Genomic DNA, 22,729 nt, shown 5'->3' on the forward strand with positions numbered 1-22,729 from the left:
AACATGGTAGAAGTGCGTGACGTTCACAAGTTTTTTGGGGACCTGCACGTGCTGCGCGGGGTGAGTTTCGACGTCGCACGAGGATCAGTCACCACGATTCTCGGCCCGTCTGGATCTGGTAAATCCACGATCTTGCGTTGTATCAACGTGCTCGAACCGATTCAGGCCGGGTCGATCGTCGTCGACGGCGAACTTATGGGTTACGAAGAACGTAACGGTAAGCTTTACGAGCTGAGTGACAAGGCAATCGCGAAGCAGCGCAGCCATATCGGCATGGTGTTCCAACGGTTCAACCTGTTTCCACACATGACAGCGTTGGAGAACGTTATGGAGGCTCCGGTCCAGGTCAAGGGGTTGAGCCAAGACGAGGCGAAAGCCGCGGCGAACGAGTTGCTGGCGCAGGTCGGCCTGGCGGATCGTGCCGAACACTATCCCAGTGAGCTTTCTGGCGGCCAGCAGCAACGCGTGGCGATCGCCCGGGCGTTGGCCATGGAGCCAGAGCTCATGCTTTTTGACGAGCCTACATCTGCACTTGACCCGGAGCTCGTCGGTGAGGTTCTTGCTGTCATGAAGAACCTGGCAGCTCAGGGTATGACGATGGTGGTGGTCACCCACGAAGTGGGCTTCGCCCGCGAAGTCTCCGATCAGGTGATTCTCATGGACGAGGGAATGATCGTCGAGGCCGGATCGCCTGCAGACATTTTTGATAATCCGAAGAACCCGCGTACGAAGGATTTCCTCGGCAAGGTGCTCTAAAAGATACACAGCAGCAGGTGGCCCGGTGTTTTTCAAACACCGGGCCACCTGTATGTCAGCGAGCGCTATCGCGCCTAATTACTTGCTGTCAGCCTCGTCAGCGGAATCAGCGCTTGGAGCCGAGTCAGCCGACTCAGCGGAGTCTGCCGACTCCGGTGAATCAGCACTCGGCGCCGACTCAGCGCTCTCGGCGCTCTCGGCACTTTCAGCAGACTCTGCCGACTGTGCAGCCTCTTCCTCAGCGGCAGCAGCCTTCTGTGCAGCCTTCTCCGCTTCCTTAACAACTGCCTGCTTCGGCGACACCGGCTCAAGCACGAGCTCAACCATCGCCATCGGCGCGTTGTCGCCCTTACGGTGCGGAAGCTTCGTCAGGCGAGTGTAGCCGCCGTTACGCTCCGCAAACTTCGGAGCGAGCTCCTCGAATAGAATGTAGGCGCTCTCGCGGTCACCGAGAACCTTGAGGGCCAGACGACGATTGTACGTGTCACCCTTCTTAGCCTTAGTGATGAGCTTTTCCATGTGCGGACGCACCCGGCGTGCACGAGCCTCCGTGGTCACCACGGCCTCATTGTGGATGAGAGCCTTGCACAGGTTAGCAATAATCTTACGCTCGTTGGCCGGGCTGCCTCCGAGACGTGGACCCTTCGCGGGTTTGGGCATGATTTCTCCTAAAATTTTCCATGCGGCTAGACGCTAAGCCATCGCCGCCACCCCATGGGGCGAATCCAGACTTATGCGTCGTCGCTGAACTGCATGCCGTAGGATTCTTCACCGAACCCGGACATGTAGCCGGCAGGCGAATCCTTCAAACGCAGATCAAGCTTGGCAAGCTCGTCCTTAACATCCTCGATTGACTTCGCACCGAAGTTACGAATATCAAGAAGATCAGCTTCAGAACGCATCACAAGTTCACCGATCGTGTGAATACCTTCACGCTGCAGACAGTTCTGCGAACGAGCAGGCAGATTCAAGATCGTGATCGGGTGCTGCAGGTCCGAGGACTGCTGCTCGACAACCGGGGCTTCCTTCAGTTCGAGGCCTTCGACTTCTTCGTTCAGCTCGGTGGTCAGCCCGAACAGTTCGACGAGCGTCTTACCGGCTGACGCAAACGCGTCACGAGGCGCAGTGGACGGCTTGGTCTCGACGTCGACGATCAGCTTGTCGAAATCGGTACGCTGGCCCACACGGGTGGCCTCCACCTTGTAGGAAACCTTGACGACAGGCGAGTAGATCGAATCAATCGGGATCCGACCGATCTCGTAGTCCGGGGAGTTGTTCTGCGCGGCAGAGACATACCCGCGGCCACGCTCGACAGTCAGGTCAACCTCGATCTTGCCCTTGTCATTCAACGTGGCAATAACCAGATCCGGGTTGTGGATTTCCACGCCCGACGGCGGGGTGATATCCGAAGCCAGCACTTCGCCTGGCCCTTGCTTACGCAGATACATGAGAACCGGTTCGTCGTGCTCAGAGGTCACAACGAGTTCCTTCAGGTTCAAAATGATCTCGGCAACATCTTCTTTGCAGCCAGCAATCGTCGAAAACTCGTGCAGGACGCCGTCGATATGTACCGACGTGACAGCTGCACCTGGAATCGACGAAAGCAGCGTACGGCGCAGGGAGTTACCCAGCGTGTAGCCGAAACCCGGCTCGAGCGGATCGAGCGTGAAACGCGAACGCGTATCGGAAATCTTCTCTTCCGTGAGAGTGGGTCGCTGTTCAATGATCACTGGTGATGTCCTTTCATCGGGTGCCCGCTATATGACACCCAAACCTTTTTAACGTGGGGATCATCCCCCTGAAAGCCATGCGGCTTTCGGTGCTGAATCGATCAAACGCGACGACGCTTCGGCGGGCGGGTACCGTTGTGCGGCTGAGGGGTGACGTCGGAAATGGACGTCACTTCAAGACCGGAAGCGGTGAGCGAACGAATCGCCGTCTCGCGGCCGGAACCCGGTCCTTTAACGAAGACGTCAACCTTCTTCAGGCCCTGATCCATGGCACGGCGTGCAGCGTTCTCAGCGGCAAGCTGAGCAGCATATGGGGTCGACTTACGCGATCCCTTGAACCCGACCATTCCAGCCGACGCCTGAGCGATGACCTCGCCCTTCGAATCGGTGATCGAGACGATCGTGTTGTTAAACGTTGACTTGATGTGCGCCTGTCCATTAAGGACGTTCTTACGGCCGGTACGGCGCGGACGGCGCGATTGAGACTTTGGTGGCATTGATACTCCTGAACCTACTAGGCCTTCTTCTTACCTGCGACAGTGCGCTTCGGACCCTTACGGGTGCGCGCGTTCGTCTTTGTGCGCTGGCCGTGCACTGGCAGGCCCCTGCGGTGGCGCAAGCCCTGGTAGCAGCCGATCTCAACCTTGCGGCGAATATCAGCCTGAATTGAGCGGCGCAGATCGCCTTCTACCTTGTAGTTGTCATCGATATGGTTCTTGAGCTTGACCAGATCTTCTTCTGTCAGATCACGCACGCGCGTATCCGGGTTCACTCCTGTTGCTTCGAGCGACTCCCGGGCACGGGTGCGGCCAATGCCGAAAATGTATGTGAGCGCAACCTCGACGCGCTTGTCGCGCGGGAGGTCAACGCCTGAAAGACGTGCCATTCTTGGCTCCCTTGTCTTATTCCGAAGGTGTGGAGCACTACCGCCCCGGCGGGAACGCCCGGGCCTCAGCCTCCGGACTGAGGGTTGTGCTTTCGCACTGGTAATGCAATTTACTGCGATTCGTGTCAGTGCCACATGCTGAGCCACTGACGATTCTGGGATAACGCTGGTTAACCCTGACGCTGCTTGTGCCGCGGGTTATCACAGATAACCATGACGCGACCGGAGCGCCGGATGATCTTGCAGTTATCGCAGATCTTCTTAACGCTAGGCTTGACCTTCATATACGGTGTTTCCTATGCCGGATATCCGGCGGTCGATTGCGGGTTACTTGTAGCGATAGACAATCCGGCCACGGTTGAGGTCGTAGGGCGTGAGCTCGACGACGACGCGGTCTTCCGGAAGGATCCTGATGTAGTGCTGACGCATCTTGCCAGAGATATGCGCGAGCACAACGTGCCCGTTTTCCAACTCGACTCGAAACATTGCATTCGGCAGGGCCTCTTGGACCGTGCCTTCTACTTCTATGACGCCTTCTTTCGCCATGTCCCCCGCTTTGTTGATGTGTTCCATGTAAGGGTTCTTACAAGGAGGGCCCTATGGGCACCACCGATCTAGTGTACGGGAAAGAACCCACGGATTTAAAGGCGTATCGTGGTGGATCGCGTCACGAACCCGCCTGGCTCACAGTAGCTCGGTTACACCATAAGTGGATGAGTGTGGGGCGGCAAGTGCTCTTGCCGCCCCACACGTTTATGGGTTCACTTCCCGATTAGGCGTCCTTACCGCGCCGAATCATCAGCGCGCCTGCACCCATTGCCAGAAGCGAGATGAGTGCGAGACCGCGGGTGTCGATACCCGTGCGCACCAGCTTCGGGGCCTCTGCCTGGGCAACCGGCTTGCCCTGGTTGGCGCCTTGCGATGCGGGATCCGGCGAGGTGAGCTTGCCCAAGAGCGTCAGCACCTCAAACTCGTAGGCGCTTGTACGCTTGGTGGACAAGCCTGTGGCCACCACCTTGTGCATGCCTACAGCAAAATCCTCTGGGATCGTCCACTCGAGGGTGGCAGTACCAGTGTCATCTGCACGTGCTTGGCCCGCGTAGACCGGGTTGGAGTACACGTGGAAGTCCACGAGCTCCCCGGGGTCGAAACCAGTTGCCACAAACGTGATGGTTCCGCCTTGCGCGTACTGAGCCCTATCGGTCTTCACTGCGACCGGATGGAACGTGTTGTACACCTCTTGCGCGGCATCCACCTTCGTCCGCAGCTGCGCAACGAGGTCTTGCGCAGGTGCACGGTCATGCTCGGCGTCGGCAAGATCCGCGGCGGCGTCCGTAGCAGCTGCACGCGCGTTGGTGGCATCCGCCTTCAGACTTTCCACTGCATTGAACAGCTCGGGCAGGTTGTAGGCGTTGAGCACGTCGTCGTCAGTGGGCATGCCATCTGCGAGCGCCTGAGCGCCGTCGATGTCTGCCAGCTTGTCGGCAACAGCCTTGGCGCTGTCACGTGCAGCTTGTGCGTCATCACGAGCCGTTTCAGCGGAGTTTCGTGCTTCTTGTGCTGCCGCCAGCTCGGCCTGAACGTCCGCAAGCGCCTGGGCTGCAGCTTCTTGCTGTGCCAGAGTCTCTGCGACGTCCGCATGCTCGGCTTCCGCCTGCTCGAGTGTGGCCTTCGCCTGCTCGAGCACAGCGTTAGCAGCGGCAAGATCAGCCTCCACGCTCACCTTTTCTGCCTCAGCTACATCACGCTCAGCTTGGGCGGCCGCGACGTCGTCAGCTGCCTTCTGCGCGTTTTCTGCCGCTTCAGCATGAGCCGTGCTTGCCGTATCCTGCGCCTGCATAGCCGCCTGTGTTTCTTTAGTGAGCTCATCGAATTCCTCGTAGCACTTCTGAAGCTCAGCGGCGTCAGTCTTTGCCACATAGGCGTCGTAGAGATTCTTCTCATTCTCCTCAGCAGCTGCAACTGCAGCTTGCTGAGCGGTGAGTGCACTATCCGCACTCTCTGCTCGCGACCGGGCCGTCTCTACATTACGTGCGTACTGGCCGACCTTATCCGCCTGCGTATTCTTCGCGTCGGTTAACCGTGTGACCTCGGCTTCTGCCTTTTCACGGCTATCCACAGCCGAATCACGAGCGGCCTCTTCTGCTGCTACAGCCTGCTGAGCTTCCTGTGCCTCCTGCTGTGCCGCGTCTGCCGCCTCCTTGGTCTGCGTGACCAGCTTCTGAGCCTCTTGTTGCGCAGACGTCAGCTCCGTCACGAGATTGTTGGCAGCAGTAACCTCTGCTTCAGCTTGTTCACGCTTAGCGACGGCGTCGGCGTGAGCCTGCTTGAGAGCCGCATCTCCATTCGTGCGCGCCTCATTGAGCTCGTTGTAGTACGTCATGAAGCGCTGCTCGTAATCGGCAACCGAGTAGGAGGTACCCGTGTGCTCGGGAGAAAGAACAACGGACTGCACGTAGTGTTCGAAGTCCCAGTCTGGCATGTCTCCGGAACGAACGGCGTAGCCAGCCACAACGCTATCTTTCGCCGAAAAAGCTTCCGGCCACATGAGGTGATCGACGAGATTGGTGTAATGACCCACAGACATTACGTCGTTGACAGGATTCGCCTTGAGTTCCGCGTCCATCTGGGTGCGAGACGTCACGCCTTCAGCGCGCAGCCGGTCAAACTGGGCCTTTTCGGCGTCCCACCAGCCTTCAAGAGCGTCGCTCGCCGTGTTCGACCCCCAATGGAGATTCTCGTAGGGCGGACTATAGGCACTAGCATGCCCGAGCTTATTATGGGACCAGTTCGCGTTCGCCTGAGCCACGGCCATCACATAGTCGTTGACTCCAACCACTGACAGCTGCCGGCCATCAATGCCCCCATCAGACTGCCGCTTATCGTTGATCGTATTAATCTGCGCGATCGAGTGCTTCATATTATCGAGCGACGTAGCGCTTTCAGCAGGGGTAGCATCGAACGTCGGCTGCAGATAGCTCGAACCATCGCTAGCCTGGCGATCCTTCGTCAGCACGTCCACAGCTGCCTGCGATCCGTTTTCTTCGAAGAATGCGAGTGATCCACGATCCCACTTCTTCTGAGCTTCACCCTTCGACGCGTCCGACGCTTCACGCGCACTCTTTTCCTCATCCTGCGCACTCGTCAGCGCCTGCTGAGCGTCCGTTAAAGCCGTCTCAGCATCAGCGAGCTTCTGATCAGCGGTGCCTTTCGTTGCGACTGCTGAATCGTGCGCGTTCTTGGCTTCGCTTGCTTTGTCTGCACTAGCACTTGCTTTTGACGTCGCCTCATCGAATTTGGTCTGCGCCGCAGCTTCGGCATTCCGGGCCTCAGTCAGTTTTGCCTCGCCTGCCGCAAGTGCGGCTTCCAGATCGTCAAGTTCTGCCTTAGCCTCATCAAGTCCCTTTTGCAGATCGGTGAGCGCGGCCTGTGCCGACGTCTGCTCTGCTTCGAGTTCATCGAGCTTAGTTTTCTCGAATGCGGTGACCGCCTGAGCGTTCTGCCACGCAGAGCGAGCATCCTTGGTGGCCTCGCTCAACTCGTCATATTTGGCCGTGCACTGGACGTCCTTGTCGTAGAGCTTGACACGGAGCGCATCAAGCGCTTCCGTAGCTTCAGTCAGCTCGGTAAGAGCCGTTGCCGCGGTGGCATCCGCCTGCTCCTTGTGAGCTTGCTTCTGCTCAAGTTCTGCCTGCTTGTCCGCCGCGGTAGCCTGAGCCGCCTGTGCGGCACTTGCTGCGGCCTCTTGCTTTTGCGTAGCTTCGTCCACATCCGCCTGAGCTTCGGTGACAGCCGTTTGCGCGTCAGCCGGCAGGGCGTCCACGGCGGCGTCTGCCGCATCCTTGTCGGCTTGTGCTTGTGCGACCTTGCCGTCAAGCTCCGTGATCGTGTTCTCGGCAGCGGAAAGTTGTTCCTTCGCGGCGTCCAATTTTTCCTGAGCCGCAGCCGCCTTCTCCTTGGCGTCTGCCTGCGCGTCGGCAAGAGCATTCAACGCTGCCGATTCACCTTGAGTAACGGCACCCTCGGCGGTAGCCGCTTTGGCCTCGGCGTCCGCAGCAATAGAGGACATCTCTTGGATGTCCTCTTCTAACGCCGCAAGTGCGGCCTCCGCGTCAGCTAACTCTTCTTTTGCAGCTGCGAGATTCTCTTCGCTTTGCTTGACCTGACGTGCGTGGTCGTCCCCGGGATCAGCAGCGACGCCGCCGACAACACCGAGCGTCATCGCTCCAGTAACAAGTAGGGCAACACCTGCTTTTTTTCAGTAGCCCCACACCATTCTTCCTCATTTGTTTGGCTCCCTTCCAAAGTCAGCAATGAGGCAAACGTGCGATTTAAGAGTACCATTTAACGGCATGTAAAACGATCCACTGTGCCAAAAGGCAAGACTCATTCTGAGTCCAGCAACAAAAGCGCAGGTAGCGCGATCACCAGATGTTAAGAAAGCGGAACTGGCGTGACACCGAACGGGGCAAGCCCTTCCGCACCGCCGTCTTTAGCGGTGAGCACCCAGATACCACCGGAATGTTTAGCGACCATGTGTTCCCAGTGCGCGGCGTCCGAGCCGTCGCGAGTGATGACCGTCCACTCATCGGCAAGCACCGTGTTGGCCTGGTCCCCCGCCGTCAGCATCGGCTCAATGCACAGGACCATGCCGTTCTTCAGCCGCGGGCTACGACCACGGGCACGATAGTTGAGCACGTCGGGTTCTTGATGCATCGCAGTTCCGATACCGTGGCCCACGTAATCACGCACGATGTCCGGGCGGCCATCTTCAGGAAGGTCGCTCACGTAGTCGTCAATAGCTGCACCAATATCGTTCACACGTTTTCCGCGAGCCATCGCGGCAATGCCCGCCCACATCGCACCCCGGGTAGCTTCGGACAGCCGCTCGCGAGTCGCGCGAACCTCGGGATCACCACCCGGGAGCACCACGCTGAACGCGGCGTCGCCATGCCAACCATCAACAACAGCGCCGCAATCGAGTGATACCAAATCCCCCGGCTCAAGCACGCGCTCGCCAGGAATGCCGTGCACTATGACCTCGTTGACCGATGTGCAAATCTGCCCGGGATAGCCGTAGTAGCCATAAAAATTCGAGACGGCCCCAGCAGATTCCAAGACCTCAAGAGCGACGGCGTCGAGATCGGCCGTGGTCATCCCAACCTCGATCTGCTCCCGAAGCGCGTCGTGAATATCGGCGACCACGAGGCCAGCACGGCGCATCCGCCGAATCTGTTCCGGCGACTTATATTCGATCATTGATTCTTCGACGCGAGGAACGCTTCACACTTGGTCACAAGACGCTCGCGGACCTCATCGATCGTGCCCATGCCGTCGATTCCTACAAGCAAACCACGTTCGCGGTAGACCGCTAGCAACGGCTCAGTGCTTTCGTGATAGACCTCGATCCGATGGCGGATGACATCCTCGGTGTCGTCCTCACGGCCTTCCTTCTCAGCCCGAAGCAACAGGCGAGAAACGATTTCGTCGTCGGGAATCTCCAATTCAATGACGGCGTCTAGCGGAGCATCGTACTCGGCAAGAATCCGATCCAAAGCCCCAACCTGGGATAGGGTACGCGGATATCCATCAAGCAGGAAACCGTTAACCCGCGGGTCGAGAGCACGCAGATGATCAGCGACCATGCGGTCAGTCACCTCGTCAGGAACCAGATTACCGTTGTTGATATAGGACGCAATCTGTTCGCCAAGTTCGGAACCAGAACGAATGGTTTGGCGGAATAGCTCGCCAGAGGAAATCCAGGCTATACCCAGATCGGCACTGACGTTCTTCGCCTGCGTGCCCTTGCCCGCTCCCGGCGGGCCCATGATGAGAAGACGATATGTCATCGTAGGAATCCTTCATAGTGACGCTGCTGGAGCTGAGCGTCAACATCCTTGACGGTCTGCAAGCCAACGCCCACGAGAATAATAATCGACGTACCACCAAACGACATGGACTGAATACCCATAGCGTTGAACACGAGTTGCGGGATGAGCGCAATCGTCGCAAGGTACAGGGCACCCACCCAGTTGATCCGGTTGATGACGTACCTCAGGTAGTCAGCTGTTGGCTGCCCGGCGCGAATTCCGGGTACGAAACCGCCGTAGCGTTTCATGTTGTCAGCAATTTCCTCAGGGTTGAACGTGATCGACGTGTAGAAGAACGCGAAGAACACGATGAGGAGGAAGTACGTGGCCAAATACCACGGAGAGCTTGCCACATAATTACGGGCCAGCCACTGCACCCAACCGGCGTTCTGATCACCAAACTGCATGATCATTTGTGGAAGAGCCAAGATCGAGGATGCGAAGATCACGGGGATCACGTTCGCCATGTTGATCTTGATCGGAATGTAGGTGGAGGTACCACCGTACGTGCGCCGGCCAATCACTCGCTTCGCATACTGCACTGGAATACGGCGCTGAGACTGTTCCACGAAGACGACGACGAGCGTGATCGCCAAGAACATTGCGAGCACGATGAGCAGACGGCTCAGACCGCCGTCCGACTGGTAGACGTTGACCAGCATGCTCGGGAACGACGCCGCAATACCGGTGAAGATCAGGAGCGACATGCCGTTGCCAATACCGCGCTCGGTGATCTGCTCGCCCAACCACATGACGAGCGCCGTGCCCGCAGTGATCGTACAAATAGCGATCAAGTACTTGCCTGGCGTGGCATTCGGGATTGGATCAACCGTGCACAGCTGGAACAACAGGCTGTTCGCCGTCGTCACCATGACGGAGGCCTGCAAAATAGCCAAGAAAATGGTGAGGTAACGCGTGTACTCGGTGAGCTTGGCTTGACCAGTCTGGCCTTCCTTATGGAGCTCTTCAAAACGCGGAATAACCACCCTCATGAGCTGGACAATAATCGACGCCGTAATATACGGCATGATTCCAAGCGCAAATACGGATAGCTGGAGGAGCGCTCCACCCGAGAACATGTTCATCATCGTCAGCAAGTTAGCTTCACCTTGCTGATCCAAACACACCTTCACGTTCGAGTACGAAACGAACGGTGCAGGTAAAAAGGTACCCAGGCGATAGATCGCCATGATCAACATGGTGAACAGAAGCTTGCGTCTCAGATCCGGCGTCCGGAAAGCTGATACTAGTGCTCTAAACAAGACGTTCCTCCATTGCCGGCCCTCGTGGCCGTCCCGTGTGTGCTCGCAAGCGAGCTGTCACTACCCAGCAGCTCGGTAACTACCAGGTATGTATCGTGCCGCACGGCACCTGCGGTGCGCATACGACACCGTTACACTATACCCCGATACTCGAGCATTCCAAGCCTTCGATTGGTGCCATATATGCCACACAATCGCGAGAATCGGGAAAAATGAGGTCGGCTCCCATCTCAACGATGAGAGCCGACCACCATACTAGAAACTAGGCATCCCGCTTCGTCAGCGATCCGCCAGCCGCTTCAATCTTCTGCTGTGCCGAGCTCGACCAGGCGTCCACGGTCACGTTGACCTTGACGTTGATCTCGCCAGAACCAAGCACCTTAACCGGGCGGTTCTTACGCACCGCGCCCTTGGCAACCAGATCAGCAACGGTAACATCGCCGCCCTCTGGGAACAGCTCACCAAGAGCATCAAGGTTGACTACCTGGTAGTAGACCTTCGCAGGGTTCTTGAAACCACGCAGCTTCGGAAGGCGCATGTGCAACGGCATCTGCCCACCTTCGAAGCCCGGACGCACCGTGTTACGAGCACGGGTGCCCTTCGTGCCACGGCCGGCAGTCTTGCCGCCCTTGCCACCTTCGCCGCGTCCGACCCGCTTACGCGGCCTGTTCGAACCCGGAGCTGGGCGCAGGTCGTGGAGCTTGATCGGCCCCGCAGCCTGAGTCTCAGGCGTGTTTGTCGAATCAGCCATTAGTCGACCTCCTCCACTTCAACCAGATGCGCAACGGTACGAACCATGCCGCGCACGGCAGGGTTATCCGGCAACGTGACGGTCTGGTGAATCTTCTTCAAACCGAGCGAACGCATCGTCTCACGTTGGTTCTTCTTGGTGCCAATAAGGCCCTTTTTCTGAGTAATCTTCAGCATTACGCACCAACTCCTGCCGCGGCAGCTTCATTTTCTTCGCGCTGCGCTTCAAGTTCGGCGTCCTGCCGTTCCTTCTCTTCATGTTCGGCGCGGGCACGCAGCATCGCATGAGGTGCGACCTCGGTGAGCGGAAGACCGCGGCGTGCTGCCACTGCTTCCGGCTGCTCCAACTGCTTGAGCCCAGCAATCGTTGCGCGAACAATGTTGATCGCGTTCGACGAGCCCAGCGACTTGGTCAGGATGTCGTGAATACCTGCTGCCTCCATGACGGCACGAACCGGACCGCCGGCAATTACACCGGTACCGGGGGATGCCGGACGCAGAAGAACAACTCCTGCAGCATCCTCGCCCTGAACCAGGTGCGGGATCGTGGTGCCGATACGCGGAACCTTAAAGAAGTTCCGCTTCGCCTTTTCGGTGCCCTTGGCAATAGCGGCAGGAACTTCTTTAGCCTTGCCGTATCCCACGCCAACAGTGCCGTTGCCATCGCCGACCACGACGAGTGCCGTGAACGACATGTTGCGTCCGCCCTTGACGGTCTTAGCAACACGATTAATGGTCACGACACGCTCAATGTATGCGTTCCTGTCATCTTGACGACGATCGGAACGACGCTCATTGCGACGCCCATCGCGGCGGCGGTCTTCGCCGTCGCCCTCGGAGCGGCGTCCACGCTGCTCTGCAGCCATGTCTATATCCTCTCGTTCCAGATCACAGGGTCAGGCCAGCTTCGCGGGCGCCGTCGGCAACCGCGGCCACTCGACCGTGATACTTGTTTCCAGCGCGGTCGAAAACGACGGCGGAAATGCCGGCATCAACCGCACGCTTACCAATTCGCAGACCAACTTCGTGAGCTGCAGCAACCTTCGAGTCGAATTCGGACGGGAAGTCCTTCTCCAGGCTCGACGCGTATGCGAGCGTCACACCTTTCGAATCGTCGATCACCTGGGCGATCATGTGGCGATTCGAACGGGAAACCGCGAGCCGCGGACGTTCGGGGGTGCCAGCAATACGCTTGCGTAGACGCTGGTGGCGGCGCTTGCGCGCTGCAAACTTTGCCTTGGTAGCCATTACTTACCAGCCTTTCCAGCCTTACGGCGCACGTGTTCACCCGCGTACCGGATGCCCTTACCCTTGTAAGGTTCTGGCTTGCGGAGCTTTCGGATGCTTGCGGCGGTTTCGCCGACCTGCTGCTTGTCGATACCGGACACGGAGAACTTGGTGGGGCCATCGACCGCGAAGGTGATACCTTCCGGGGCTTTCACCGTGATCGTGTGCGAGTAGCCGAGCGAGAACTCGAGGTCCGTGCCCTTAGCCAGTACACGATATCCCGTGCCGTTAATTTCGAGGTCTTTCTTGTAACCCTCGGTGACGCCGACGATGTTGTTGTAGATCAGCGTGCGGGTCAGCCCGTGCAACGAACGCGACTCGCGTTCTTCGTTGGGGCGCTTGACCAGGATCTGTTCGCCGTCGAGTTCAACAGTGATCGGGCTTGGCACCGAGTGGCTCAGTTCGCCCTTCGGGCCCTTGACGACGACGGTATCGCCGTCGATCTTGACCTCAACACCAGCCGGAATCGCAATCGGGAGCTTTCCAATACGAGACATTGTTTAAACTCCTTTCGCTTACCAGACGTAGGCGAGGACTTCCCCACCTACACCCTTGTCCTTAGCTTCCTTATCGGTGAGCAGGCCCGACGACGTGGACAGAATAGCCACGCCAAGGCCGCCAAGCACCTGGGGAAGGTTGGTGGACTTTGCGTACACGCGAAGTCCCGGCTTCGAGATACGGCGCAAACCAGCGAGCGAACGCTCACGGTTCGGACCGTACTTCAGTTTGAGGGTAAGGGTCTTACCCACTTTCGCTTCTTCGACGTCGAATCCGTCGATGTATCCCTCACGCTTAAGGATGTCAGCAATGGATGCTTTCATCTTCGAGTACGGCATATCTACCGTCTCGTGAAACGCCGAGTTGGCGTTGCGCAGACGCGTGAGCATGTCTGCAATTGGGTCTGTCATAGACATCGGGCCTCAGCCCTTCCTCGTCGTGGTTTCCTCCGCGGACCTTCGACGTAGTTTCTTACCAGCTTGCCTTCTTAACGCCTGGGAGTTCACCCGCAAGGGCCATCTCGCGCAGGCAGATTCGGCACAGGCCGAACTTGCGATATACGGAATGCGGACGACCGCAGCGCTGGCAGCGCGTGTATGCGCGCACCGCGTACTTCGGCTTGCGTGCCGCCTTTTGCTTCAGAGCAGTCTTTGCCATTGTCAGTTCTCCTTGAACGGGAAACCGAGATGCTTGAGCAGAGCTCGCCCCTCGTCGTCGGTCTTCGCAGTGGTGACCACGGTGATATCCATACCACGGACGCGATCCATCTTGTCCATGTCGATCTCGTGGAACACTGTTTGCTCGGTCAGGCCGAACGTGTAGTTGCCATTGCCGTCAAACTGCTTCGGGCTCAGTCCGCGGAAATCGCGGATGCGCGGCAGGGCTGTCGACAGTAGGCGGTCGAGGAACTCCCACATGCGATCACCACGCAGCGTGACGTGGCAGCCGATCGGCTGGCCCTCGCGTAGCTTGAATTGGGCGATCGACTTGCGGGCCTTCGTCACCTGCGGCTTTTGGCCGGTGATTGCCGTGATATCAGCAATTGCGCCGTCGAGAATCTTCGAGTCGCGTGCGGCTTCGCCCACGCCCATGTTGACGACGATCTTGTCTAGACCACCGACGGTGTGCACATTAGCGTGGTTGAATTCTTCGCGCAGCGCCGGGAGGATCTCCTCGCGGTACTTGATCTTCAGACGAGGCTGAGTCACAGTTCGATCTCCTTCCCGCCACGGCGACCAACACGTTCGCGCATGATCTTCTTACGGCCGTTGCGCTCCACTTCAACTTCCCGGAAGCCAACACGAACCGGCTTCTTATCCGGGCCCACGAGCATCACGTTGGACACGTGGATGGGGGCTTCAACGGTTTCAATTCCGCCGGTGACTGCGCCACGATCGGTGCGGCCTACACGGGTATGCTTCTTGACTCGCTGCACGCCTTCAACGATCACACGATCCTTGGCGGTGTCGACAGCCAGGACGCGGCCCTGCAGGCCCTTATCGCGGCCAGCAATGACCTGGACCAGGTCGCCTTTCTTAATCTTCGCCATTAGATCACCTCCGGTGCGAGCGAAACGATACGCATGAACTGCTTGTCGCGTAGTTCACGAGCAACGGGCCCGAAAATACGGGTACCGCGCGGCTCGCTATCGTTCTTCAGAATGACAGCTGCGTTTTCATCAAACTTGATGTACGAGCCGTCAGGACGGCGCGTACTCTTCTTTGCGCGGACGATGACTGCCTTAACAACATCGCCCTTCTTTACACTTCCGCCAGGGCTTGCGTCCTTGACGGTGGCGACGATGACGTCGCCAATTCCGGCGTAGCGCCGGCCTGAACCGCCGAGCACGGAAATGCACAAGATTTCCTTGGCACCCGTGTTGTCGGCGACTTTAAGCCGCGACTCCTGCTGGATCATTTACATATCTCCTGTCGTCGTGCCGGTTCTCATTGCTGAGCCTTGCCGAACGGATGGGTTGTCTTCCTCGGGGCGTACCCCAAGAATCACTTGGCCTTCTCGATTACCTCGACCACGCGGAAATGCTTGGTCGCGGAAAGCGGTCGGGTTTCCATGATGCGAACGAGATCGCCAACGCGAACCTCGTTAGTTTCGTCGTGAGCCTTGAACCGCTTGCTGCGGGTCATCACCTTACCGTACAGGCCGTGCTTGCGGCGGTCTTCGACCTCAACCACGACGGTCTTGTCCATTTTGTCACTGACGACGTAGCCGGTGCGAACCTTGCGGTTTCCACGCTTGGGGGCCTCCGGCGTCGTCTTCGTTTCCTCGCTCATTAGCGACCTCACTTCTTCTTAGCCGTCGGGGCGGTACGGATTCCGAGTTCACGTTCCCGTGCCACGGTGTAGATGCGTGCAATGTTGCGCCGCACCTCTTTGAGCCTGCCGGAATCTTCCAGACGATGGGTCACAGCGGAGAAGCGAAGGTTGAACAGTTCTTCCTTCGACTCCTTCAGGAGCTCTGCCAGCTCGGCATCGGTGAGCTTATCCAGCTCGTCGGCGGTCATGCCCTTAGCCATTATTCACCATCCTCACGGGAGATAAAACGTGTCTTCATCGGGAGCTTGTGCTGGGCGCGGGAAAGCGCCTCACGGGCCAGCCCCTCGTCGACGCCGGCCAGTTCGAACAGAACTCGGCCAGGCTTAACATTTGCGACCCACCATTCGACCGAGCCCTTACCGGACCCCATACGGGTTTCGGCAGGCTTCTTCGTGAGCGGACGGTCCGGGAAAATGTTGATCCAGACCTTGCCACCACGCTTGACGTGGCGGGTCATTGCGATACGTGCAGCTTCAATCTGGCGGTTGGTAACGTAGGCCGGCTCAAGAGCCTGGATACCGTACTCACCGAAAGCCAGGTTGTTGCCGCCCTTGGACATGCCCTTACGGTTTGGGCGATGCTGTTTGCGGTGCTTTGTCCGGCGGGGAATGAGCATGCTCAGGCCTCCGTTTCCTGGGTAGCTGGCGCAGCCGGTTCAGCCTGTGCGGCCGGGGCGGCTGGCGCCTGGGTTGCGGCCTGCTTGGCCTGCTGATTCTGACGTCCACGGCGGTCACCACCGCGACCACCGCGACCACGGCGTTCGCCGCCACGGCCACCGCGACCACGCGGAGCTTCGGTCAGCGAACGGTAGTATTCGGCGTCGGTGATGTCTCCACGGTAGATCCACACCTTGACGCCAAGACGGCCGAACGTGGTGCGGGCCTCGTAGAAGCCGTAGTCAATGTTTGCACGAAGGGTGTGCAGCGGCACGCGGCCCTCGTGGTAGAACTCGGAACGCGACATTTCTGCGCCACCGAGGCGGCCAGAGACCTGCACGCGAATACCCTTGGCGCCTGCGCGCTGCGCGGACTGGATGCCCTTACGCATGGCGCGGCGGAAAGACACACGCGAAGCAAGCTGCTCGGCGATACCCTGGGCAACAAGCTGGGCGTCAGCTTCAGGATTCTGCACGTTGAGCACGTTGAGCTGAATGGCCTTGCCCGTCAGCTTCTCCAGATCCTGGCGGACACGATCGGCTTCCACGCCACGCCGCCCGATAACGATGCCCGGACGGGCCGTGTAGATGTCGACGATCACGCGTTCGCTGCTGCGCTCAATGTTCACCCGGGAGATGCCGGCGCGTTCAAGATTCTTGCGCAGCATGTCACGGATCTTGATGTCTTCACCGATGTAATCGGCGTAGGTCTGACCCTTCTTGGTGGAATCCGTGAACCACTTGGACCGGTGTTCGGTGGTGATTCCCAGACGGAACCCAATCGGGTTAACTTTCTGTCCCATTCTTAGGCTCCCTTTCCGTTTCCAACGATCACGGTGATGTGGCTCGTACGCTTGAGGATCCGGTTCGCGCGCCCCTGGGCTCGCGGACGGATACGCTTCATCGTTGGGCCTTCATCAACGTAGGTTTCAACGATCTTCAGTTCGCCCTCGTCAAAACGTTCACCGGCCTGCTCACTTGTGTAGCGAGCATTCGCGATAGCGCTTTGAACGATCTTGCGAATATCCCTGGCGGCCGCCTGCGGTGCAAACTCAAGCAAGTCCAGGGCATCGGATGCATTCATTCCACGGATCTCGTTGATCACGCGGCGTGCCTTCATGGGCGTGACGCGGACGTAGCGCGCCTGTGCCTTGGCTTCCATTTTCCTGCCTCTCCTGCCTTACCGGCGACGACCCTTGCGATCGTCCTTATCGTGACCCTTAAAGGTACGAGTCGGAGCGAATTCGCCGAGCTTGTGGCCAACCATCGATTCGGTGACGAACACCGGCACGTGCTTGCGTCCGTCGTGGACTGCGAATGTGTGACCGAGGAAGTCCGGGGTGATAACCGACCGGCGCGACCAGGTCTTGATGACGTTCTTCGTGCCCTTCTCGTTCTGCTCATCGACCTTCTTCTGAAGGTGATCGTCAACGAAAGGACCCTTCTTCAAACTACGTGGCATAGCGAACTACTCCTATCAGTGCTTCTTGCCAGTCTTGCGACGGCGCACAATGAGCTTGTCGCTGGGCTTGTTTGGATGACGGGTACGCTTTTCCTTCTGACCCCACGGGGAGACAGGGTGACGTCCGCCGGACGTCTTGCCCTCGCCACCGCCGTGCGGGTGGTCGAACGGGTTCATGACAACACCGCGGACTGTTGGGCGGACGCCCTTCCAGCGCTTACGGCCTGCCTTACCCCAGTTGATGTTGATCTGTTCGGCGTTGCCGACCTCGCCAATGGTGGCGCGGCAGCGTGCGTCAACGTTGCGGATTTCACCGGAGGGCATCTTCAGCTGTGCGAGCTTGCCTTCTTTAGCAACAAGCTGCACGGAGGCACCTGCGGAGCGAGCAATCTTGGCGCCACCGCCCGGACGCAGTTCAACCGCGTGGATGACGGTACCGACCGGAATGTTGCGCAGCGGAAGGTTGTTGCCCGGCTTGATGTCAGCAGATGGTCCGTTTTCCAGGATCGTGCCCTGCTTGACGTTTTCCGGTGCGAGAATGTAGCGCTTCTCCCCGTCCGCGTAGTGCAGCAGTGCGATGCGAGCGGTACGGTTCGGATCGTATTCGATGTGCGCAACCTTGGCTGGCACGCCGTCCTTGTCGTGACGACGGAAGTCAATCACGCGGTAGCGGCGCTTGTGGCCACCACCAATGTGACGGGTGGTGATACGGCCGTTGTTGTTACGGCCGCCTGTCTTAGGCAACGGGCGCAGCAGCGACTTTTCCGGCGTAGATCGGGTGATCTCGACGAAGTCGGCTACGCTCGAACCGCGACGACCCGGGGTCGTCGGCTTGTACTTGCGAATTCCCATGAGTTCTTATTCCTCAATCTTTGCGTCGGACTAGCCGACGATGTCGCCGTAGATGTCGATGTGGCCTTCACGCAAGGTAACGATCGCGCGCTTGGTGTTCTTGCGCCGACCAAGGCCGTCGCGGGTGCGGCGAGTCTTACCCTTGCGGTTCTGAGTGTTGACGGATTCCACCTTGACGCCAAAGATCTTTTCGATGGCGATCTTGATTTCCGTCTTGTTCGCGGAGGGGTGCACGATGAACGTGTACTTGCCCTCATCTTCGAGACGAGCTGCCTTTTCGGAGGCGACCGGCTCGAGGATTACGTCGCGAGGATCCTTGTTGTGAAAGATTGGGTCTGTCACTTCGTCTCCTTCTTCGCGGTCCATGCCTCGTAGGCAGCTTCGGTGAACACGACGTCGTCAGACGCGAGGACGTCGTAAGCGTTCAGCTGATCGAAGTAAATAATGTGTGCTTCCTGTGCGTTGCGCAGGGACAGGATCGACATCTCGTCGCTGCGATCAACGACGACGAGCGCCTTCGTACGCCCTTCCGTCACGTCGAGCAGAAGCTTGAGCGCGGTCTTGGTGGACGGCTTGTCGCCTTCAACAAAACCCTTGACGATGTGGATGCGGCCGTGTGCGGCGCGATCCGACAGCGACTGTACGAGTGCAGCCTTGATCATCTTCTTGGGCGTGCGCTGCGAGTAGTCGCGCGGCTGCGGGCCATGAACGACACCGCCACCTACCCACTGGGGCGCGCGGATTGAGCCCTGGCGCGCGCGGCCGGTACCCTTCTGACGCCACGGCTTGATGCCGCCACCGCGGACTTCGCCGCGGGTCTTCGTCTTGTGCGTGCCCGCACGGCGTGCGGCGAGCTGCGCGTTCACAACCTGGTGCAAGAGCGCGATGTTGGCCTTCTCGACGCCGAACACGGACTCGTCGAGAGTCACGTCGCCAGCCTTCTTGCCAGAGTAATCGATAACGTCAACCTTCAGGTTTGCCATTGCTTAGGCTCCCTTCACGGCAGTACGGATCACGACGGCGCCGCCCTTGTTACCCGGGATGGCACCAGACACGAGGAGAACGTCGTTCTCGGTGTCGATTGCGTGAATGGTCAAATTCTGGACGGTGACGCGTGCGTTGCCCATGCGCCCTGCCATGCGCTGGCCGCGGAAAACACGACCCGGCGTGGATGCGCCACCAATGGAGCCAGGCTTGCGGTGGTTGCGGTGCGCACCGTGCGATGCACTGATACCTGCGAAACCGTGACGCTTCATGGTTCCAGCGAAGCCCTTGCCCTTCGACTTGCCGACGACGTCCACGAGCTGGCCGACCTCGAACGTGTCAACGCCGAGCTCCTGGCCGAGCTCATAGGAGTCGGCATCGGAGGTGCGGATTTCAGCAACGAAGCGGCGCGGAGTCACACCGGCCTTTTCGAAGTGACCCGCAAGCGGCTTGGTGACGTTCTTGTTCTTCAACTCGCCCGAAGCAATCTGAACAGCGCTGTAGCCGTCGTTTTCTTCGGTGCGGATCTGGGTGACAACGTTCTTGCCAACCTTGACCACGGTGACGGGAACGAGCTTAGCGTTCTCGTCCCACACCTGAGTCATTCCTACCTTTACGCCGAGCAGCGCCTTCACGGGCCTGGCGGCGGTCTTGTTCTTCGTCATGATGCGTTACCTCAGAGCTTGATCTCGACGCTGACATCAGCCGGGAGATCCAGGCGACGCAGGGTGTCAATTGTCTTCAGAGTCGGATCGACAATGTCGATCAGTCGCTTATGCGTGCGCATTTCGAACTGCTCTCGACTGTCCTTGTACTTGTGGGGCGAGCGAATAACGGTGAAAACACTGCGTTTGGTTGGCAGCGGCACCGGCCCCACGACCGACGCTCCGGTACGGGTAACTTCGTCGACGAGCTTTTTCGCTGCGTTGTCGATGACCTCGTGGTCATATGACTTCAGACGGATGCGGATCTTTTGTCCCGCCATGGCGTCGTCTCCCTCTCTCTACCTCGGTGTTCACGTCCCCCGCACCCGGGCGTGTCGCACCTCTAGCGAGGTAGTAACGAAGCCCTATGCGATTGTTGTGAACCCATTAATGTGCCGAGGGCTTTTTGCTCCTCGGCCAAGTTCTTCAGCCCGCTTGCTGCGAGCAACTTGTTCAGTATGGCAAAACCTGCGGCATCTCGCCAGTTCGGCGCGATGATGGTGGTCAATCACACTGATTCTTAGCTGCCTTTGACGGCAATCACGTGCCAGAACCCGTTCTGGCTCGGCCACCTACTTTACCTAAAAACGGCCGGCTCGGTCTAGTCGAAGCTCCTGTGAAGCGAAACACGGGTGGGGAGGCTTGTAGTGCCTCCCCACCCGTGTTTTGGTTTCTTGCTTGCTCAGCTACCTGGCGGCGAGCATGAGCCCAGCAAGTTCCCACGGTTCGATACGCTCAGGCCAACTCGGCAGCGCACCGTCAGGGGTCCATGCTATGACCCAGGACTCGCGTTCGGCGTCGCTCGCACCGCCGTGTCCGCCTTCGTCACGGTGCCCGTGATCGGTGGTCACCACTACCAGCCACTCTTCGGCAGGATTGTCTTCCGCGCGTTGCGCAATGATCGACACGAGCCGTTCGACATGCTTGTCCACTCGCCTGATTGCCGCGCGATATTCCTCGCCGAGCAGTCCGTAGACGTGTCCGGCGTCGTCGACGTCGCAAAAATAGACGAAGCCGACGTCGAAGGCGCGCGCCGAACGTAACTTGGCTGCGGCAATATCCGCAATCTGGGCGTCGACGAGCTCGTAGCCGAATGTTTCGCCGTCGCGAACAATCACGTTATGCAAGCCTGCATACTGCTGTTCCATACGCGGGTGGATAATCGGGCCGAGGCCATGCGGATCCACCAGTACCGGCCAGCCGGCGGCTGCGAACGTGTGCGTGCTCTGATCGGCATAGAAGGCTTGAGAAAGGAAGTCGGGATAGTTCCACGTCCGCCCACCCACGCACGAATTATCACGCAAGCCATGCTCAGCATGGGTAGCCCCAGTGAGGATCGATCCCCAACCGGGCGCCGAAATTGTGGGCACTTCCATCTCCATGCGATGCCACGAGCCCTCGCGAGCAAGACGGCTCATCGCCTCGCCCACGCCGTCTTCCGCGACAATCGACCAGCGAGTACCATCCACGCCGATCAGTAACAGGCGCCGTTTGGGATCGCCGGGCTGTGCAGGTAGCTGCGTTTGCCTCGGAGCGATCGCGGCTCCTGTGTGCTCGTTACGCGCGAAGGCGTTCACGCCGATGCCCACCTTTCTTCCAAGCGCCGGTAGACCGCAACCTCGTCCTCAGTTGGCACGTCAACCACCGTGTCATGGCGGGCAATGTGCAACGCAACCTTGTCGCCGACCGAAAACTCGGCAGCATCGCGGGCGAGCAGGTCGATACGCAGGTAGCCCTTACCCAGTTCGCCTTGCACCGTGATCGAGGAAAACATTCCGCGCAACTGACTATCAATCACCGTGTAGCGCGCACTGTTATCCCGGGTCATGACGATTTGTTCCGGGCGAATCAGCGCGGTGGCCAATTCTCCGCGCGCGGCTTCCGAGCCGGCGTTAACAATCTGCAGATCGGTGTCGAGCACCCGCAGGGTGTCTGCCTTCACTTTGCCGATCACGCGATTGGCAACACCCACAAACTGCGAAATGAACGGCGAACGCGGGTGGAGATACAGATCTTCCGGAGTGCCGATCTGCTCGATCTGCCCGTTGCTCATCACACCCACGCGGTCGGCCATGACGATGGCCTCTTCCTGATCGTGGGTCACCATGAGAGTGGCGATTCCTGCTGACTGCTGGATTCTACGAATCTCATCACGCAGCTGTACGCGCACTTTCGCATCGAGCGCGGACAGCGGTTCATCAAGAAGGAGCACGTCAGGTTCGATGGCCAGTGCGCGCGCAAGCGCCACGCGCTGCTGCTGACCGCCGGACATCTGACTGGGGAACTTATCCATCTGGTCTTCAAGGCCCACCAGTTCCAACAGTTCTTGTGCCCGCGAGCGCCGTTCCTTCGTATCCTTGCCTCGGATTTTGAGCCCGTATGCAACGTTGTCGGTGGCGCTCAAATGCGGGAACAGCGAATAGGCTTGGAAGACGATGCCCATGTTGCGCTCCCGGGTTGGCTTGTCTGCCACATCTACGCCATTGATGAGCACTTCACCGGAGTCCGCGGTTTCCAGCCCGGCAAGCACGCGCAAGCACGTGGACTTTCCGGAACCGGACGGGCCGAGTAATGCTACGAGCTCGCCTTCCTCGATGTCGAGGTTGAGGCCGTCAAGCACCGTAACATCACCGAAAGATTTGACGATTTGTCGAAGTTGAACGTGTGGCTGTGCCATGTCACGCTTTCCTTTCTGCGGGA

General features: G+C 58.8%; 35 protein-coding genes. 1 reads left to right on the top strand and 34 read right to left on the bottom strand.

Annotation, left to right across the window (positions count from 1 at the left end):
* Positions 1–3 precede the first annotated feature (3 nt).
* Positions 4–756 carry an amino acid ABC transporter ATP-binding protein gene (locus EL234_RS02545; RefSeq protein WP_126417223.1) on the top strand — a complete coding sequence of 251 codons (753 nt, stop codon included), beginning with the start codon at positions 4–6 and terminating at the stop codon, positions 754–756.
* 78 nt (positions 757–834) lie between these two features.
* On the opposite strand, the gene rplQ is transcribed toward EL234_RS02545, so the two are convergent.
* From rplQ to EL234_RS02710, 34 genes are all read right to left on the bottom strand, one after another.
* Positions 835–1,416 carry a 50S ribosomal protein L17 gene (gene rplQ, locus EL234_RS02550; RefSeq protein ID WP_126415994.1) on the bottom strand — a complete coding sequence of 194 codons (582 nt, stop codon included), beginning with the start codon at positions 1,414–1,416 and terminating at the stop codon, positions 835–837.
* A 71-nt stretch (positions 1,417–1,487) separates the two neighbouring features.
* Positions 1,488–2,486, bottom strand: coding sequence for a DNA-directed RNA polymerase subunit alpha (locus EL234_RS02555; protein WP_126415995.1), 999 nt, complete (start codon positions 2,484–2,486; stop codon positions 1,488–1,490).
* A gap of 101 nt (positions 2,487–2,587) precedes the next feature.
* A complete protein-coding gene (gene rpsK, locus EL234_RS02560) occupies positions 2,588–2,983 on the bottom strand; it encodes a 30S ribosomal protein S11 (protein ID WP_126415996.1) in 396 nt (131 codons plus the stop codon).
* Between the two features lie 17 nt (positions 2,984–3,000).
* Complete coding sequence (gene rpsM, locus EL234_RS02565; RefSeq protein WP_126415997.1) at positions 3,001–3,372, bottom strand: 30S ribosomal protein S13; 372 nt, start codon at positions 3,370–3,372, stop codon at positions 3,001–3,003.
* Positions 3,373–3,542: 170 nt separating this feature from the next.
* Entirely contained in the window at positions 3,543–3,656 is a 114-nt protein-coding gene (gene rpmJ / locus EL234_RS02570; protein WP_126415998.1) for a 50S ribosomal protein L36, read from the bottom strand.
* A gap of 43 nt (positions 3,657–3,699) precedes the next feature.
* A complete protein-coding gene (infA, locus tag EL234_RS02575; protein WP_126417224.1) occupies positions 3,700–3,918 on the bottom strand; it encodes a translation initiation factor IF-1 in 219 nt (72 codons plus the stop codon).
* A gap of 226 nt (positions 3,919–4,144) precedes the next feature.
* Positions 4,145–7,594: a coiled-coil domain-containing protein gene (locus EL234_RS02580; protein ID WP_126415999.1), complete on the bottom strand. Its 3,450-nt coding sequence runs from the start codon at positions 7,592–7,594 to the stop codon at positions 4,145–4,147.
* A 212-nt stretch (positions 7,595–7,806) separates the two neighbouring features.
* Positions 7,807–8,631, bottom strand: coding sequence for a type I methionyl aminopeptidase (gene map / locus EL234_RS02585; RefSeq protein ID WP_126416000.1), 825 nt, complete (start codon positions 8,629–8,631; stop codon positions 7,807–7,809).
* Entirely contained in the window at positions 8,628–9,221 is a 594-nt protein-coding gene (locus EL234_RS02590; RefSeq protein WP_126416001.1) for an adenylate kinase, read from the bottom strand. The genes map and EL234_RS02590 overlap by 4 nt, the downstream gene beginning before the upstream one ends.
* Positions 9,218–10,504: a preprotein translocase subunit SecY gene (gene secY, locus EL234_RS02595; protein ID WP_126416002.1), complete on the bottom strand. Its 1,287-nt coding sequence runs from the start codon at positions 10,502–10,504 to the stop codon at positions 9,218–9,220. Before secY ends, EL234_RS02590 begins: the two co-directional genes overlap by 4 nt.
* 262 nt (positions 10,505–10,766) lie before the next feature.
* Positions 10,767–11,255 carry a 50S ribosomal protein L15 gene (rplO, locus tag EL234_RS02600; protein WP_126416003.1) on the bottom strand — a complete coding sequence of 163 codons (489 nt, stop codon included), beginning with the start codon at positions 11,253–11,255 and terminating at the stop codon, positions 10,767–10,769.
* Positions 11,255–11,431 (bottom strand): 50S ribosomal protein L30, encoded by a 177-nt coding sequence (gene rpmD / locus EL234_RS02605; protein ID WP_126416004.1) that lies wholly within the window; start codon positions 11,429–11,431, stop codon positions 11,255–11,257. Before rpmD ends, rplO begins: the two co-directional genes overlap by 1 nt.
* The gene (gene rpsE / locus EL234_RS02610; RefSeq protein WP_126416005.1) at positions 11,431–12,120 is read right to left on the bottom strand and encodes a 30S ribosomal protein S5; all 690 of its coding nucleotides are present in this window, start codon (positions 12,118–12,120) and stop codon (positions 11,431–11,433) included. The genes rpmD and rpsE overlap by 1 nt, the downstream gene beginning before the upstream one ends.
* Before the next feature lie 22 nt (positions 12,121–12,142).
* Positions 12,143–12,502, bottom strand: a complete 360-nt coding sequence (rplR, locus tag EL234_RS02615; protein WP_126416006.1) for a 50S ribosomal protein L18 — start codon at positions 12,500–12,502, stop codon at positions 12,143–12,145.
* Positions 12,502–13,038 carry a 50S ribosomal protein L6 gene (gene rplF / locus EL234_RS02620; RefSeq protein ID WP_126416007.1) on the bottom strand — a complete coding sequence of 179 codons (537 nt, stop codon included), beginning with the start codon at positions 13,036–13,038 and terminating at the stop codon, positions 12,502–12,504. Before rplF ends, rplR begins: the two co-directional genes overlap by 1 nt.
* Positions 13,039–13,056: 18 nt before the next feature.
* Positions 13,057–13,455 (bottom strand): 30S ribosomal protein S8, encoded by a 399-nt coding sequence (rpsH, locus tag EL234_RS02625; RefSeq protein WP_126416008.1) that lies wholly within the window; start codon positions 13,453–13,455, stop codon positions 13,057–13,059.
* 55 nt (positions 13,456–13,510) lie between these two features.
* The gene (locus EL234_RS02630; protein ID WP_126416009.1) at positions 13,511–13,696 is read right to left on the bottom strand and encodes a type Z 30S ribosomal protein S14; all 186 of its coding nucleotides are present in this window, start codon (positions 13,694–13,696) and stop codon (positions 13,511–13,513) included.
* A gap of 2 nt (positions 13,697–13,698) precedes the next feature.
* Positions 13,699–14,247, bottom strand: coding sequence for a 50S ribosomal protein L5 (gene rplE, locus EL234_RS02635; protein WP_126416010.1), 549 nt, complete (start codon positions 14,245–14,247; stop codon positions 13,699–13,701).
* Positions 14,244–14,588, bottom strand: coding sequence for a 50S ribosomal protein L24 (rplX, locus tag EL234_RS02640; RefSeq protein WP_126416011.1), 345 nt, complete (start codon positions 14,586–14,588; stop codon positions 14,244–14,246). The genes rplE and rplX overlap by 4 nt, the downstream gene beginning before the upstream one ends.
* On the bottom strand, positions 14,588–14,956 hold the full coding sequence (rplN, locus tag EL234_RS02645; RefSeq protein ID WP_126416012.1) for a 50S ribosomal protein L14: 369 nt from the start codon (positions 14,954–14,956) through the stop codon (positions 14,588–14,590). The genes rplX and rplN overlap by 1 nt, the downstream gene beginning before the upstream one ends.
* 86 nt (positions 14,957–15,042) lie before the next feature.
* Positions 15,043–15,330 carry a 30S ribosomal protein S17 gene (gene rpsQ / locus EL234_RS02650; RefSeq protein ID WP_126416013.1) on the bottom strand — a complete coding sequence of 96 codons (288 nt, stop codon included), beginning with the start codon at positions 15,328–15,330 and terminating at the stop codon, positions 15,043–15,045.
* An 8-nt stretch (positions 15,331–15,338) separates the two neighbouring features.
* Positions 15,339–15,572, bottom strand: coding sequence for a 50S ribosomal protein L29 (gene rpmC / locus EL234_RS02655; RefSeq protein ID WP_277870838.1), 234 nt, complete (start codon positions 15,570–15,572; stop codon positions 15,339–15,341).
* Positions 15,572–15,988, bottom strand: a complete 417-nt coding sequence (gene rplP / locus EL234_RS02660) for a 50S ribosomal protein L16 (protein ID WP_126416014.1) — start codon at positions 15,986–15,988, stop codon at positions 15,572–15,574. Before rplP ends, rpmC begins: the two co-directional genes overlap by 1 nt.
* Positions 15,989–15,990: 2 nt before the next feature.
* A complete protein-coding gene (gene rpsC / locus EL234_RS02665) occupies positions 15,991–16,830 on the bottom strand; it encodes a 30S ribosomal protein S3 (protein ID WP_126416015.1) in 840 nt (279 codons plus the stop codon).
* A 2-nt stretch (positions 16,831–16,832) separates the two neighbouring features.
* Positions 16,833–17,189 carry a 50S ribosomal protein L22 gene (gene rplV, locus EL234_RS02670; RefSeq protein ID WP_126416016.1) on the bottom strand — a complete coding sequence of 119 codons (357 nt, stop codon included), beginning with the start codon at positions 17,187–17,189 and terminating at the stop codon, positions 16,833–16,835.
* A gap of 18 nt (positions 17,190–17,207) precedes the next feature.
* On the bottom strand, positions 17,208–17,489 hold the full coding sequence (gene rpsS / locus EL234_RS02675; protein ID WP_126416017.1) for a 30S ribosomal protein S19: 282 nt from the start codon (positions 17,487–17,489) through the stop codon (positions 17,208–17,210).
* A gap of 15 nt (positions 17,490–17,504) precedes the next feature.
* Positions 17,505–18,341: a 50S ribosomal protein L2 gene (gene rplB / locus EL234_RS02680; RefSeq protein ID WP_126416018.1), complete on the bottom strand. Its 837-nt coding sequence runs from the start codon at positions 18,339–18,341 to the stop codon at positions 17,505–17,507.
* A gap of 30 nt (positions 18,342–18,371) precedes the next feature.
* Complete coding sequence (rplW, locus tag EL234_RS02685; RefSeq protein ID WP_241969065.1) at positions 18,372–18,683, bottom strand: 50S ribosomal protein L23; 312 nt, start codon at positions 18,681–18,683, stop codon at positions 18,372–18,374.
* Entirely contained in the window at positions 18,680–19,324 is a 645-nt protein-coding gene (gene rplD, locus EL234_RS02690; protein ID WP_126416020.1) for a 50S ribosomal protein L4, read from the bottom strand. The genes rplW and rplD overlap by 4 nt, the downstream gene beginning before the upstream one ends.
* Before the next feature lie 3 nt (positions 19,325–19,327).
* Positions 19,328–19,990: a 50S ribosomal protein L3 gene (gene rplC, locus EL234_RS02695; RefSeq protein WP_126416021.1), complete on the bottom strand. Its 663-nt coding sequence runs from the start codon at positions 19,988–19,990 to the stop codon at positions 19,328–19,330.
* An 11-nt stretch (positions 19,991–20,001) separates the two neighbouring features.
* Positions 20,002–20,310, bottom strand: a complete 309-nt coding sequence (rpsJ, locus tag EL234_RS02700; protein WP_024963332.1) for a 30S ribosomal protein S10 — start codon at positions 20,308–20,310, stop codon at positions 20,002–20,004.
* Positions 20,311–20,372: 62 nt separating this feature from the next.
* A complete protein-coding gene (locus tag EL234_RS09285; protein ID WP_164712303.1) occupies positions 20,373–20,537 on the bottom strand; it encodes a hypothetical protein in 165 nt (54 codons plus the stop codon).
* A gap of 178 nt (positions 20,538–20,715) precedes the next feature.
* Positions 20,716–21,606 (bottom strand): alkaline phosphatase family protein, encoded by an 891-nt coding sequence (locus EL234_RS02705; protein ID WP_197718455.1) that lies wholly within the window; start codon positions 21,604–21,606, stop codon positions 20,716–20,718.
* Positions 21,603–22,706 carry an ABC transporter ATP-binding protein gene (locus EL234_RS02710; RefSeq protein ID WP_126416022.1) on the bottom strand — a complete coding sequence of 368 codons (1,104 nt, stop codon included), beginning with the start codon at positions 22,704–22,706 and terminating at the stop codon, positions 21,603–21,605. Before EL234_RS02710 ends, EL234_RS02705 begins: the two co-directional genes overlap by 4 nt.
* Between the last annotated feature and the right edge of the window lie 23 nt (positions 22,707–22,729).

It is taken from the genome of Trueperella bialowiezensis (genome assembly GCF_900637955.1).
Classification (GTDB): Bacteria; Actinomycetota; Actinomycetes; order Actinomycetales; family Actinomycetaceae; genus Trueperella; species Trueperella bialowiezensis.